Source organism: Xenorhabdus sp. PB61.4, assembly GCF_963894935.1.
Classification (GTDB): Bacteria; Pseudomonadota; Gammaproteobacteria; order Enterobacterales; family Enterobacteriaceae; genus Xenorhabdus; species Xenorhabdus stockiae.
Genome location: NZ_CAWQJR010000135.1, coordinates 21,260 through 34,020, shown reverse-complemented (window position 1 = coordinate 34,020; position 12,761 = coordinate 21,260). Strand labels below are relative to the sequence as shown.

Annotated in this window: 13 protein-coding genes; 6 read left to right on the top strand and 7 right to left on the bottom strand. The window is 40.2% G+C overall.

Features of this window, described 5'->3' with window-relative positions:
- Window positions 1–107: 107 nt before the first annotated feature.
- Entirely contained in the window at window positions 108–356 is a 249-nt protein-coding gene (locus AACX68_RS07510; protein ID WP_099109153.1) for a GlsB/YeaQ/YmgE family stress response membrane protein, read from the top strand.
- A 283-nt stretch (window positions 357–639) separates the two neighbouring features.
- Here the strand turns inward: AACX68_RS07510 and sseA are convergent, their stop codons facing one another.
- Window positions 640–1,482, bottom strand: a complete 843-nt coding sequence (gene sseA, locus AACX68_RS07505) for a 3-mercaptopyruvate sulfurtransferase (protein ID WP_228858685.1) — start codon at window positions 1,480–1,482, stop codon at window positions 640–642.
- 79 nt (window positions 1,483–1,561) lie between these two features.
- Complete coding sequence (locus AACX68_RS07500) at window positions 1,562–1,732, bottom strand: hypothetical protein (RefSeq protein ID WP_228858684.1); 171 nt, start codon at window positions 1,730–1,732, stop codon at window positions 1,562–1,564.
- A 264-nt stretch (window positions 1,733–1,996) separates the two neighbouring features.
- Between AACX68_RS07500 and dinG the strand changes: the two genes are divergently transcribed.
- On the top strand, window positions 1,997–4,129 hold the full coding sequence (gene dinG / locus AACX68_RS07495; RefSeq protein ID WP_228858699.1) for an ATP-dependent DNA helicase DinG: 2,133 nt from the start codon (window positions 1,997–1,999) through the stop codon (window positions 4,127–4,129).
- Between the two features lie 58 nt (window positions 4,130–4,187).
- On the opposite strand, the gene AACX68_RS07490 is transcribed toward dinG, so the two are convergent.
- From AACX68_RS07490 to rhtA, 3 genes are all read right to left on the bottom strand, one after another.
- A complete protein-coding gene (locus AACX68_RS07490; RefSeq protein ID WP_045969765.1) occupies window positions 4,188–4,409 on the bottom strand; it encodes an alkylphosphonate utilization protein in 222 nt (73 codons plus the stop codon).
- A 300-nt stretch (window positions 4,410–4,709) separates the two neighbouring features.
- Window positions 4,710–5,216 (bottom strand): DNA starvation/stationary phase protection protein Dps, encoded by a 507-nt coding sequence (dps, locus tag AACX68_RS07485; protein ID WP_228858683.1) that lies wholly within the window; start codon window positions 5,214–5,216, stop codon window positions 4,710–4,712.
- Window positions 5,217–5,413: 197 nt separating this feature from the next.
- On the bottom strand, window positions 5,414–6,304 hold the full coding sequence (gene rhtA, locus AACX68_RS07480) for a threonine/homoserine exporter RhtA (protein ID WP_228858682.1): 891 nt from the start codon (window positions 6,302–6,304) through the stop codon (window positions 5,414–5,416).
- Window positions 6,305–6,578: 274 nt separating this feature from the next.
- Here rhtA and AACX68_RS07475 point away from each other — a divergent pair, with 274 nt between their 5' ends.
- From AACX68_RS07475 to AACX68_RS07465, 3 genes are all read left to right on the top strand, one after another.
- Entirely contained in the window at window positions 6,579–7,043 is a 465-nt protein-coding gene (locus AACX68_RS07475; protein ID WP_228858681.1) for a GNAT family N-acetyltransferase, read from the top strand.
- A gap of 14 nt (window positions 7,044–7,057) precedes the next feature.
- Window positions 7,058–7,522: a GNAT family N-acetyltransferase gene (locus tag AACX68_RS07470; protein WP_228858680.1), complete on the top strand. Its 465-nt coding sequence runs from the start codon at window positions 7,058–7,060 to the stop codon at window positions 7,520–7,522.
- Between the two features lie 333 nt (window positions 7,523–7,855).
- Window positions 7,856–9,073 carry an MFS transporter gene (locus AACX68_RS07465; RefSeq protein ID WP_228858679.1) on the top strand — a complete coding sequence of 406 codons (1,218 nt, stop codon included), beginning with the start codon at window positions 7,856–7,858 and terminating at the stop codon, window positions 9,071–9,073.
- 77 nt (window positions 9,074–9,150) lie between these two features.
- Here the strand turns inward: AACX68_RS07465 and AACX68_RS07460 are convergent, their stop codons facing one another.
- Both AACX68_RS07460 and AACX68_RS07455 read right to left on the bottom strand, forming a co-directional pair.
- Window positions 9,151–9,768 (bottom strand): short chain dehydrogenase, encoded by a 618-nt coding sequence (locus AACX68_RS07460; protein WP_228858678.1) that lies wholly within the window; start codon window positions 9,766–9,768, stop codon window positions 9,151–9,153.
- Window positions 9,769–9,814: 46 nt separating this feature from the next.
- Entirely contained in the window at window positions 9,815–10,819 is a 1,005-nt protein-coding gene (locus AACX68_RS07455; protein ID WP_228858677.1) for a Gfo/Idh/MocA family protein, read from the bottom strand.
- Window positions 10,820–11,096: 277 nt separating this feature from the next.
- On the opposite strand from AACX68_RS07455, the gene AACX68_RS07450 reads away from it, so the two are divergent.
- Entirely contained in the window at window positions 11,097–12,692 is a 1,596-nt protein-coding gene (locus AACX68_RS07450; RefSeq protein ID WP_228858676.1) for an ABC-F family ATPase, read from the top strand.
- The last annotated feature ends 69 nt before the right edge of the window (window positions 12,693–12,761 follow it).

Below are 12,761 nucleotides of genomic sequence, written 5' to 3'. Positions count from 1 at the left end.
GATTCCCGAGAGCATAGATAATTATGCGGTCAGGGAAAATGAAGCCAGCCAAAAAAGAGGTGGTTTGAGATAGGGTAGGTATATCTAATCGAATCAGGGGGTTGAGTATGGGTATTCTGTCATGGATCATCTTTGGTTTAATTGCCGGGATCATAGCGAAGTGGATTATGCCGGGTGATAATAGCAGTGGTATCATTATGACGGTGATTTTAGGGATTATTGGTGCAGTTGTCGGAGGCTATATAAGTACATTTTTTGGTATGGGAAAAGTAGATGGATTTAATTTGGGAAGTTTTGCTATTGCTGTCATTGGTGCGCTGGTTGTCCTGTTTATATATCACAAAGTCTCTAATTAATTTATTTATACTTATTGATCTTAATAATAGATTTAAGATGAGTGATAGAAAAAGGGCATTATAATTTGATGCCCTTTATACACTTCGTTTTTCAGGTTGCCTCTTTGTTGGCTGCGCTCGCTCACCCCAGTCACTGTTTTTATAAACATACGGTTATCTATGCTCCTGGGGATTTACTCTCTTGCCGCCGCGACGCATCTTGAAATCCATTGTGTATATAACTTTTATCTTTTAAATTATTTTTGCCAGTGTGAAACAGCCCACCACTTAAGTACATTATTATTTATTTCTCTAATGGGAGATTATTATCAGCTCCCCATTCAGCCCATGACCCATCGTATAATGCTGCTTTTTTATGACCAATTATATCGAGCCCTAGCACTAAAACAGCTGCTGTCATTCCAGAGCCACAACTAGTGATAATGGGTTGCCCTAAATCGACACCTTGTTGTTTAAAGATAAGTTTAATTTCATCTGGCGATTTGTAATGTCCATTTTCAAGTAGCGCTGTCCACGGGACATTTTTTGAACCGGGAACATGGCCCATTCTTAAACCCGGGCGTGGCTCAGGTGCTCTGGCCTGAAAACGCTCTACTGATCTGGCATCGACAACTTGTGTTTTCTCCTCTTCATTATGGAGAATATCAAGGATCTGTTGCCGGGAAATGACATGTTCGGGAGAAAAATGGATATTGAATACCTGTGCATGGTGGCTGACTTCTCCCGATTCAGTTGGGTAACCAGCCCGTTGCCAGCCTTGTAAGCCACCTTCAAGAATACGGATGTTTTTTGCGCCAAAAGTTTTAAATGTCCACCATGCCCGTGGAGCCGAAAACATATTTCCCTGATCGTAAATGACGATCAGATGATTTTCACTGATTCCCATTTCGCTAACGGCTTTTTGGAAAGTTTCCGGAGCAGGGAGCATATGTGGTAATGGACTCTGAAGATCAGCTATTTTATCAAGATCAAAAAAGCCGGAGCCCGGTATATGTTTCTCCAGCCATTTCTGCTGATAATCAATGGATTCGGTTGGCATGGGAGCACTGGCATCAATAACAACAACATTCTCATCATTGAGATGTTCGCTTAGCCATTGTGGAGTAACAAAATATTGACTGTTCATAAGCTTCCCCGTCATTGGATATTCCGTGCGTTATACTACTAAATTGGGTACTGCAATAAATCTGAGGGTATATCGGCTATTACTGTTGCCCGGATTGTCCGTTTTCCTGATGTACCGTTTCTTGCTGTACTTGTTGTGTCTCTTCTGCTGAGGCGGTTGAACGGTTATACATGTTCATTCCTGCTAAAATAATGCCTCCGATAGAGCCGAGGGTGAATAGTACGATAATAACAAGCAGGATCTTTTTCATCTTTGTTCCCGATAAAATTCTTAGTCATGTAGGAGGTTATACCCAATGGATTTCCAGTTGCATCGCAGCCAATAACAAAGAGACAACTTGAAAGACAACGGGTATAGAAGTATATCGGCTTCTACACTCCAGACAAGCAATAAGCGACTTTCTGGTTTTTTCTGTAAAAAAGCTGGAAAGCTGTTCCCAATAATCGTGATATCAGGCTGATCTGAGGGTAACTCTGTGGGAGAATGGGGTGATAATTCTCATGCAGCAAAACATATGGCACTTTCCAGTTCAATAAAAAATCAAATCAGTCAATGGTATAAGGCGTTATCCACCCACATTGATGGCTTCATTCCAAGAGCTCCCCAACGTCAGATGATTGCAGAAGTGGCGAAAACACTGGCAGATGATGAAGGACGGCATTTGGTTATAGAAGCACCCACCGGAGTAGGAAAAACATTATCCTACCTTATTCCTGGTATTGCAGTCAGTCGGGCTGAGCAGAAACCATTAGTAGTGAGTACTGCTAATGTGGCTTTACAGGATCAGATTTACAGTAAAGATCTACCGCTATTACGAAAAATCATCCCAGATTTGAAATTCACCGGGGCTTTTGGTCGAGCGCGTTATGTTTGCCCGCGTAATCTGGAAGCTATTTGCGCCGCAGAGGGGGAGCAAATTGATTTAATGCTGCTGGTGGAAGATCAGACTGCTGTAGCAAATAGTGAAGAACGAGAACTGTGTCGCAGGTTACGCAATGATTACTCTACTTTTGGCTGGGATGGTTTGCGGGATCATCATCAGCTGGCATTGTCGGATTCGCTATGGTCAAAGGTCAGTACTGATAAGATGAACTGTCTGGCCCGTAACTGCCAGTTTTATCACCGTTGTCCATTCTTTCTGGCCCGAAGGGAGATTGAAGATGCTGATGTTGTCGTTGCCAATCATTCTTTGGTGATGGCGGCATTGGAAAGTGAATCCGTTCTGCCTGAAGCTAAAAATATGTTGCTGGTTCTGGATGAAGGTCACCATATCCCGGATGTTGCAAGGGATTCACTGGAGGTGGAAGGAGAGATTACGCTATTTCAGCTGAATGGGCAGCTTGATTCCTTTGTTCGTCATGTCGAGCAATATTTGCTTCAGTTCCGTCCGACAAAACCGCCTGCTTTGGCTGAGATAACCCGTTTACAGGCTCATTGTGAAAAAATTCGTGAGTGTTTCAGGGAGCTGGCTGATATCACACAGGCATTATTGCCCGAACGAGGGGATGCGGAAGAATACCTGTTTGAACTGGGAAAATTACCGGATAATTTGCTGCTGTGCTGTCAGACACTATTTAAGCTGACAGATGGCCTGCGTAGCTTATCTGAAGCGATTCTGAATGATCTTACCGATCAAACCGCGAAACAGGATATTGTCAGGTTGCATCGGGCTATCTTGCTGACTAGCAGAACACTGGGTTATTTCGAAAATATGGCAAAGCTGTGGCGGTTGGCTTCGCAGGAAGAATCCTCCCATGCTCCTATCTCAAAGTGGCTGACACGCCGTTATGAGAAGAATCAGTCACATCTTTACTTTCACTGCGCGGGTATTCGGGTCAGTGAACAATTAACTCAGTTATTGTGGCGAAACATTCCTCATATTGTCGTAACATCTGCGACATTGCGTTCTCTTAACAGCTTTTCCCGTATTCAGGAGCTGACGGGATTGCATGAAAATTATGATGATCGCTTTGTTACCTTGACATCCCCTTTTGAACATGTGCGCCAAGGGCGTCTGATTATTCCGCGAATGACGCTGGAGCCTACAATCCATAATGAAATGCAACACCTTGAGGAAATGGCGCGTTATTTCCGTTCGCAAATATTGTTGGGTACTCATCAGGGAATGTTAGTACTGTTTAGCAGCCAACGCGCGATGGAGGGTTTTCTCCAATTTGTAAAAGATTTACGGCTGATGTTACTGGTGCAGGGGGATCAGCCACGATATCGGCTGGTGGAAACCCATTGCAAACGTATTGACGAAGGGCAACCCAGTGTTCTGGTTGGGTTGCAGTCTTTTGCTGAAGGACTGGATTTGAAAGGTAATTACCTTTCACAGGTACACATCCATAAAATAGCTTTTCCACCTGTCACAAACCCTGTCATTATCACTGAAAGTGAGTGGCTTAAATCCCTGAAACGCTATCCTTTTGAAGTGCAGAGTTTGCCGAGTGCTTCTTTCAGTCTTATTCAACAAGTGGGAAGACTCATACGTAGTCATGAGTGTCATGGTGATGTGGTAATTTATGACAAAAGGCTGCTGACCAAGCGTTATGGATCCCGTTTGCTGGATGCATTGCCTGTTTTTCCGATTGAACAACCGGATATACCTTCGGAAGAAATATTACTGAAAATGAAAAAAGGATAAATAATATAAAAGTTAATATTATTTATCCTTAAGGTAAAGTTAGGCTGATAACTGTTATTTATCCGATTTTTTTCAGGAAACAGGTTTTCAGTACTAACCCTTTGATTTTATCAGCATTACATTCGATTTCGTCTTCACGGTGGGTTAGGCGAATATTTTTAATTAATGTGCCACGTTTCAGTGTCTTAGAGGTGCCTTTGACTTTCAGGTCTTTGATAACTTGTACTGAATCACCATCATTCAGCAGGGCACCGTTGGAATCTTTAACTTCGATATCCATTGTATATTGTCCTCATGTTTATTTTTAAAGCAGACGGGATTATAGAGAGAAAAATGAATTTTTTAAAGGTTAGTCTGATTTTTTAGGTTATAACTTCTATTTTAGATGTTTTTTATAATAAAAAAGGCCGTAATAACGGCCTATACACTTTGTCTTTCAAATCACTTTGTCTTTCAAATTATCTCTTTGGTGGCTGCGCTCGTTCACCCCAGTTACATAGCTCTACGCTTCTGGGGATGAACTTCCTTGCGGCAGCGATGCATCTTGAAATCCAGTGTGTATGATGATGGTGTTTTTATCTTAGTGCTCAATATTGGCTTCAAGAAACCATAAAAACTTATCGAGATCACGGGAAGCAGCTGTGAACATATCTGCTGTATCTTCATCTTCCGCATCACCAATAGCCTGACGGATATCATTAGCAACAATAGCATAACGATCAGCCAGTGCTTTTAAGTGATCCTGTACATCATGAATACCCGTCGGGTAACTTTCCAGCTGAGTTCCTTTGTGAACTTCCTGAAGTGTACCTAACGCTACTCCACCTAGTTGCACGACTCGCTCGGCAAAGGTATCGAGATGCTCAACGAGCGCAGTACGGAAGTCATCCAGCATTTTATGGATGGCGATGAAGTTTCTGCCGCGGATATTCCAGTGTGCTTGCTTAGTCATCAGAGACAGGTCAGTAAACTGGATGACCATATGATTTAGTACATAAATTGAACTTTTTTTGACTCCCTCACTGATATTATTACGGGTATAAATCAGTTTGGAGGAACTTTTTCTGACAAATTTTGCAGTACTCATTTGTAATGCTCCCTTAATTTAAACTAATGACATGGGATACATTAAAAGTAGCTGAACATTGAGCAGACGTCATATCGTTTTATGCTATTGAATTGATAGCTAATAAAAACATCAGTAATTAATCTCGGTAATAGTAAAAACCGAAAGGTACTGATACCTTTCGGTTTTCATAGATAGCTTAAGTTAACATTCAGTTTTTATTGGATTTTTTCTATTTTTGTTTTCTGTTTCATGGTTGTAGTAGAGCCAATTGAAGCACAAATGATGCACAGAAGGGCGAGCCATTGTGTTGTGGTTAAATGCTCATTCAGGAAAATGATACCGGATAAGGCACCCAATGCTGGTTCCAGACTCATTAACGTACCGAATGTTTTGGCTGGCAAACGTGTAAGGGCGATCATTTCCAATGTATAGGGAAGTGCGGTCGATAAGATAGCGATGCCCAGAGCAATAGGCAGTAATGAGGCATCAAACAGAAGTTCCGGGCCGGTTTGGATTAATCCCACCGGAAAGAAAATAACAGCAGCAATTAATGAGCCGATAGAAACTGTAGCTGCACCATAACCTGCCCCAGCGCGTTGACCAAAGATAATATAAAGTGCCCAGAAAACGCCCGCTCCCAGTGCATATAAAATGCCGACAGGATCAAGAGTACTGACGTCATCACCGATAGGTAACAGAAAACCTAAACCGGCAATAACCAATACGATCCAGAGAAAATCCACGGGGCGGCGTGAGGAAAACATAGCGACAGCCAGTGGGCCGGTAAATTCAAGTGCAACGGCAATACCAAGGGGAATTTTGGATAATGCCATGTAAAACAGATAATTCATTCCACCGAGTGAAATGCCGTAAGCAAGGAGAGGAGTGAGAGATGAACGCGTAAATTTCAGACGCCAGGGTTTAAAAATCAGAAATAAAATAAGGGTTCCCAGCGCAAGTCTCAGGGCAGTCACACCAGGTGCACCAATGACATGAAATACTGTTTTAGCTAATGATGCGCCAGCCTGAATTGATGTCATTGAAATTAATAACAAAAATATCGGAAGCAGAGAAAAAGATGCAGCCCGATGTTTAGAAAAGGACATTTACAGAAAACCTCAATTACAACATGTTATTTTAGAAGTGCCATCTTCGCAGTGAAATAGACAGAATACAACATGATTATGTCTTATGATCACTAGGCTGACGTATAAAAGAATAAGCATGAAGTATAGTCATTAATTCCTCTTAATTCACATATTATGAAAGCGATATCCTCGTATAAACGCAGGGCGGTAGAATTCGTTGATGGTTTTATCGGCTTTGATTATTATGCTATTTCTTAAATATAAATAGACCATGATTTTCAGGAGAAATGATATGTTAATAAGGGCAGCTTCTGGGCAGGATCTTGATGCTATTTTATTACTTTATACAACATTATTCAGAGAAATGGCTGAGTTGCAGCCTGAAAGACTGAAAAAGGTTGAACAGGACAGGGCATTTATTATTTCCACTCTTAGTGATGATAACTTTAATTTATTAGTAGCAGACGATAATAATGGAAATATAAAAGGTTTTTGCATCGCCCAAAAAAAGCAGACACCACCATTTAATTGCCTTGTTCAGAGAAAATATGGTTATGTTATTGATTTATTTGTCAGCCAAGATGTAAGAAATCAGGGAATCGGCCAGAAGCTATTAGCAGAAATGAAAAAGTGGGCGAAGGAAAATAATTTTACTCATCTGGAGCTGACCGTGTTATCTGAAAATATTTCGGCAACAAAATTTTATGAAAGGGAAGGTTATAAAGAAGTCAATAAATTAATGGCTATTACATTGTGATTATGGAGTTAAATGTGAAGGTTTCTTTAATAGATATAAATAAAAATAACTATCGCGAAGTGATGTCTCTTGAAGTTGAATCTGGACAGGAGCAGTTTGTTGCACCAAATTCAGAGTCAATTGCAGAATCAAAGTTTAATCAATATTGTAGGCCAAGAGCAATTTGTTTTGGCGAAGAAATTGTCGGTTTTGCTATGTATGAACGTTGTGTTAATGAAGGAAAGCCAAATGAGTATAATCTTTATCGGATGATGATTGACAAATCTCATCAGAATAAAGGAATTGGCAGTCTTGCGATGAAATTATTGCTGGATGAAATGAAACAATATGCTGATTGCTACAAAATATCTGTCTGTTATGATGAAACAAGTCAACGTCATAGCCAGTTTTATCAGCGTTTTGGTTTTACCGAAGTAGGTTATTGCGATGAGTATGAGGAAATGCTGGCGGAAATAATTATAGAAAATAAAATTCGTTAACTGTGAGCTTCTCTTTAAAAATGAACAGAGAGTTATCGTATAGTGAACATTTGTAGTGGAAGTTATATGCTCTTCGTCTTTCAAGTTGCCTCTTTGTGGGCTGCACTCACTCATCCCGGTCACATAGTTGTCTATGCTCCCGGGAATGAGTTCCTCTGCCGCCGCGATGCATCTTGAAATCCATTGAGTATAGATAAGTTAATTCTCTGTAAGCTTGCTAAATGAAGGTTTGTCTGCCAGAATTTAAACGAATTATGCAGTAAGTTTATTTGGTATATCCTCAAACTTTTTAATTAAAAATACGATAAGCCTTCAAACTTCTGTGGTGAAATAATGAATATAGGGAAACACTTTAATAATAGCTTTATCTTCAAATTATTGCTCTTTATCATGATTGCAGGATTGGGATTGAGAGTACCAATATCTTATATCCCGCCAATGTCTCAGGAAATTATTGACGATTTAAACATAAACTATTCTACCTTTGGGTTAATAACATCCCTGTCACCGCTGTGTTTTTTCTTTTTTTCTCCTTTAACACCTTATTTTGAAAGAAGAATAGGGTTGTATAAAACCTTATTAATGACATTTGTGGTTGCTATTGTTGCTTACATCCTAAGGTTAAATAGTTCTCTGATATTGCTGTTGGCTTCTACAGTTATGTTTGGGTTTGCTATTGCACTGGGAAATATTGCGTTACCTTCATTCTTCAAAAGTTTGGGTAGTAACAGGGTTGCTCTTCTGTCATCTTCCTATACGGCATCTTTGTATCTGGGGCCAGCAATGGCGACCGGCCTGACGTTACCGATTAAGCATATGCTGGGTTTTTCCTGGAATGAAGTTTCCTGGGTTTGGGTGCTCATTCCCCTATTTTCAGTGCTCCTTATCCTGTTCTTTTCCGATAAAAAACAAAAAAATTCAGTTAGTAACCCAAATGCCCGTAATGATTATGACGAGAAACCTGTGAAGGTGATTAACCCGTGGTCAAGCATTTCATGCTGGATGATGGCTGTCTATTTCTCTGTTTTATCGTTTAACTTTTATATTATTACTGCCTGGTTCCCTGAAATTATCAGTTCTTATGGCATGGGGCTGACTGAAGCAGCATCTTATGCTGCACTCTTCTCATTAGTAGCAATACCTTTTGCAACATTGACTGCTTTTTATATCTATAAAATAAAAAGACAAGAATTCATATTTGTTATTAACCCTATTATTGGCATGCTGGGGATTATTTTATTTATTTATGGTCAAAAACATTTAATTCCTGTTGCTGTCATGATCATGGGGATTGGGGCAGGTATTTGTACCGGAGTTGCATTCTTGTTACCACTGCTGCGTTTTAATCATACGACTAATATTACGAAAGCAAACTCAATGATGCAGTCAATCGGCTATTTGATTGCATTTTGTGGGCCACTTATTTCTGGTTATATTCATGACTTTACCTCTTCCTGGACTCTTGTTTTGTGGTTGCTTTTCCTCGTTCTGGCAATCCAAGGGATTTTGGGAATAATAATCGGTAAAAATGAAAAACTTGATGCGGCTTAATGTTAAAAAGCGTCTAAAAACAAAAGGTGATTGGCGATGTGTATAATCGCTAATCACCCGGAAGCTATATTTCACAGCTATATTTCAATTACTACACCTGTTTCTTTACCATAAATACTGCGTATATAGCCTTTGGCTATCTGCTCACCTGTGCAGGTTTCCTGCCCGGGAAAAAATTTAGCATAACTGGTAAATGATTCATCCAATAATTTGGGGCTGACTACGTTAATTCGGGCATCTGTGATTTCCGTCGCTGCTGAGCGGACAAAAGCTTCAATAGCCCCATTGGTTACGGCAGTTTGAGAACCATTAGGTGACATTATTTTGCCGACAATACCCGATGTTAAAGTAATTGAACCACCGGGTTTAATGTATTTTAAGGCTTGGAGCGCAACATTGATCTGACCAAATGCTTTATTTTTGATGCTTTCTTCATAATCGCGTAGGTTTTCTGGCTTCGTCCAGTTAGTCTTACCAAATGCACATATAATAGCTTCAAACATTTTATTTTTAGATAAAAAATTATCTAATTGTTGATTGTCAAAAACATCAAGCGAATATTCAGGTGAGTTACGGCTGGCTTGAACAATCTCAAGCTTTGTAGGGTTATCAGCTAACAAAGGATGATATTTTTTAATGTTGCTGATAATGTGTTTTCCTATATTTCCTGTTGCTCCTATCACTAATATTTTCATATTTATGACTCCGTAATTGAATGACAAGATGCTAGATAAATAATGTTTATTTAAATTTTGAGTTTAGCTCAGCTCTATATTCTTTCAGCACTTCATCAATAACCCAACTGGTACGTGAGGCAGATATGCCAGTAGAAGGGCTGATATCTTTTCCTCGTAATTGCTGAATAATTGTCTGTATAAATGGCATTTGAATATGTTTTGGGTTTTCAAAATTAAACTGATGTAATGTATTTTTGTCATCGTAATATGAAATTGGAGAATCCCCGAATGTGGCAAAAATTATTTTGCCTTTTGTCCCCATTATTTCCACCTTATCTTCACGAGAGCTGGCAACAAAATTCCAGATGCCGACACCCTGTACCTGATTTTCGAACATGAATGACATTGAAACACAATCTTCTGCCGGATACGCTTTTGCCTGAGAGCTCGCATGCCCTTTGACGGAAACAATTTTGCCCAACAGAAAATCTAGTATATCCAGTGTATGGCAGGCTAAATCAACAAATAACCCCCCACCGGATATTTCTGGTTGTACAAACCAGGGAAGGTTTTCGGGATCAAGATAACGTGATTCCATTTCCCGGGATAATTGGCAACTGACAATAAGTGGAGTGCCAATCGCACCTGAATCAATGAGTTCTTTTATTTTTATAAATCTTGGTAACGCTCTACGGTAATAAGCAACAAATAATGGCACATTATGGCGTTGGCAGGCAGTAATCATTTCATTACATTCTGAAAATGTCAGAGCCATCGGTTTTTCTACATAAACAGCTTTACCGGCTGCGGCAGCTAATAAAGTATATTTCTTATGACTAGAGGGAGGAGTTGCAATATAAACGGCATCAATTTCCGGATCGTTAATCAGAGATTCAGCATCAGAATACCATTTGGGTACATTGTGCCTGTTAGCAAAATCTTTTGCTAAGTCTGAATTTCGGCGCATAACAGCAATTAATTCTGAATTTTCCAGTTTATAGAAAGCGGGGCCACTTTTTACTTCTGTTACATTACCACAACCAATAATACCCCATCTGATTTTCTGCATTTTATTTTTCCGGTATATTTATCTATGAATCGCAAATATTCGCTCGATTTTATAATAGCCTTTTTGCTTATTCTATGTCTTTATGGACGATAATTTATATTGTTACATTAGTAAAATTTATTGCCTGATATCATATGCCGGATATAGAAATGCCCAGATTATGGATTTTGACGCGCGCTGTGAAAGCATTCTGGCGATACTTTTTTCTTATTGTGGCATAATAGGCAACTATCGATTTTTCCAAATTCCCTTTTTATTCACTTTAAGAGCAAAAGTTGTGTTAAGTACAAACAACATCACTATGCAGTTTGGCAGTAAGCCTCTGTTTGAAAACATTTCTGTTAAATTCGGTAACGGCAACCGCTATGGCCTGATTGGTGCCAATGGTGCGGGTAAGTCAACCTTTATGAAAATTTTGGGGGGAGACTTAGCTCCGACCTCCGGTAATGTCAGCCTCGATCCGAATGAGCGTTTGGGTAAATTACGTCAGGATCAGTTTGCCTTTGAAGAATATACGGTACTGGATACAGTTATCATGGGCCACACAGAGTTGTGGGAAGTGAAACAGGAACGTGACCGTATTTATGCCATGGCAGAAATGAGCGAAGAAGACGGCTATCGTGTTGCTGATTTGGAAGTTGCTTATGGTGAAATGGATGGCTACAGCGCAGAAGCCCGTGCCGGCGAGTTATTACTTGGTGTAGGTATTCCGGTAGAGCAGCACTATGGTTTGATGAGTTCAGTTGCTCCGGGCTGGAAATTGCGTGTCCTGCTGGCTCAGGCGCTGTTTTCTGATCCTGATGTTCTGTTACTTGATGAGCCAACCAACAACCTGGATATTGATACTATCCGCTGGCTGGAACAAGTACTGAATGATCGCAATAGCACCATGATTATTATTTCCCATGACCGTCACTTTCTAAACACTGTATGTACGCATATGGCTGATTTGGATTACGGCGAACTGCGCCAGTTCCCGGGTAATTATGATGAGTATATGGTGGCAGCAACTCAGGCACGTGAGCGTTTGTTGGCAGATAATGCTAAGAAGAAAGCGCAGATCGCAGAATTGCAGTCATTTGTCAGCCGTTTTAGCGCTAATGCCTCTAAATCCAAACAGGCAACTTCCCGTGCCCGTCAGATTGACAAAATTCAGTTAGAAGAAGTGAAGGCCTCCAGCCGTCAGAACCCTTATATTCGTTTTGATCAAGAGAAAAAACTGTTCCGTAATGCACTGGAGTTAGAAGGTCTGACGAAAGGTTATGACAATGGCCCGCTGTTTAAAAACCTGAATCTGCTGATGGAAGTTGGCGAAAAAATGGCGGTGATTGGTGAAAACGGTATCGGTAAAACGACACTGCTGAAAACACTGATCGGTGAAACTGAACCAACCAGCGGTACGGTTAAATGGTCTGAAAACAGTACTATTGGCTATTATGCACAGGATCATGCCAGTGATTTTGATGGTAATCTGACTGTGTTTGAATGGATGAGTCAGTGGAGACGTGAAGGTGATGATGAGCAGGCAGTACGCAGTGTACTGGGGCGCTTATTGTTCAATCAGGATGATATCAGGAAGAAAGTCGGGGTTTTATCCGGTGGTGAAAAAGGCCGGATGTTGTTTGGCAAGCTGATGATGCAGAAGCCAAATATTCTGGTTATGGATGAACCGACCAACCACTTGGATATGGAATCTATCGAATCACTGAACCTGTCACTGGAACTTTATGAAGGTACGCTGATTTTTGTTTCTCATGACCGTGCTTTTGTCAGCTCATTAGCCAGCCGTATTCTGGAAATAAAATCTGATAAGGTTATTGATTTTAAAGGTACTTATGATGAGTATCTGAGAAGTCAGGGAATTGTTGAGTAAAATTTACTTATATTGAAATAAACGCTCAAAAATTCAAATTGAGCGTTTATTTAATTTTCGGTTATGACT

What these genes read in the sequence shown, in the direction of transcription:
- AACX68_RS07510 (WP_099109153.1), top strand. Translation starts at nt 108, where the DNA reads ATGGGTATTCTGTCATGGATCATCTTTGGTTTAATTGCCGGGATCATA.
- sseA (WP_228858685.1), bottom strand. Translation starts at nt 1,482, where the DNA reads ATGAACAGTCAATATTTTGTTACTCCACAATGGCTAAGCGAACATCTC.
- AACX68_RS07500 (WP_228858684.1), bottom strand. Translation starts at nt 1,732, where the DNA reads ATGAAAAAGATCCTGCTTGTTATTATCGTACTATTCACCCTCGGCTCT.
- dinG (WP_228858699.1), top strand. Translation starts at nt 1,997, where the DNA reads ATGGCACTTTCCAGTTCAATAAAAAATCAAATCAGTCAATGGTATAAG.
- AACX68_RS07490 (WP_045969765.1), bottom strand. Translation starts at nt 4,409, where the DNA reads ATGGATATCGAAGTTAAAGATTCCAACGGTGCCCTGCTGAATGATGGT.
- dps (WP_228858683.1), bottom strand. Translation starts at nt 5,216, where the DNA reads ATGAGTACTGCAAAATTTGTCAGAAAAAGTTCCTCCAAACTGATTTAT.
- rhtA (WP_228858682.1), bottom strand. Translation starts at nt 6,304, where the DNA reads ATGTCCTTTTCTAAACATCGGGCTGCATCTTTTTCTCTGCTTCCGATA.
- AACX68_RS07475 (WP_228858681.1), top strand. Translation starts at nt 6,579, where the DNA reads ATGTTAATAAGGGCAGCTTCTGGGCAGGATCTTGATGCTATTTTATTA.
- AACX68_RS07465 (WP_228858679.1), top strand. Translation starts at nt 7,856, where the DNA reads ATGAATATAGGGAAACACTTTAATAATAGCTTTATCTTCAAATTATTG.
- AACX68_RS07460 (WP_228858678.1), bottom strand. Translation starts at nt 9,768, where the DNA reads ATGAAAATATTAGTGATAGGAGCAACAGGAAATATAGGAAAACACATT.
- AACX68_RS07455 (WP_228858677.1), bottom strand. Translation starts at nt 10,819, where the DNA reads ATGCAGAAAATCAGATGGGGTATTATTGGTTGTGGTAATGTAACAGAA.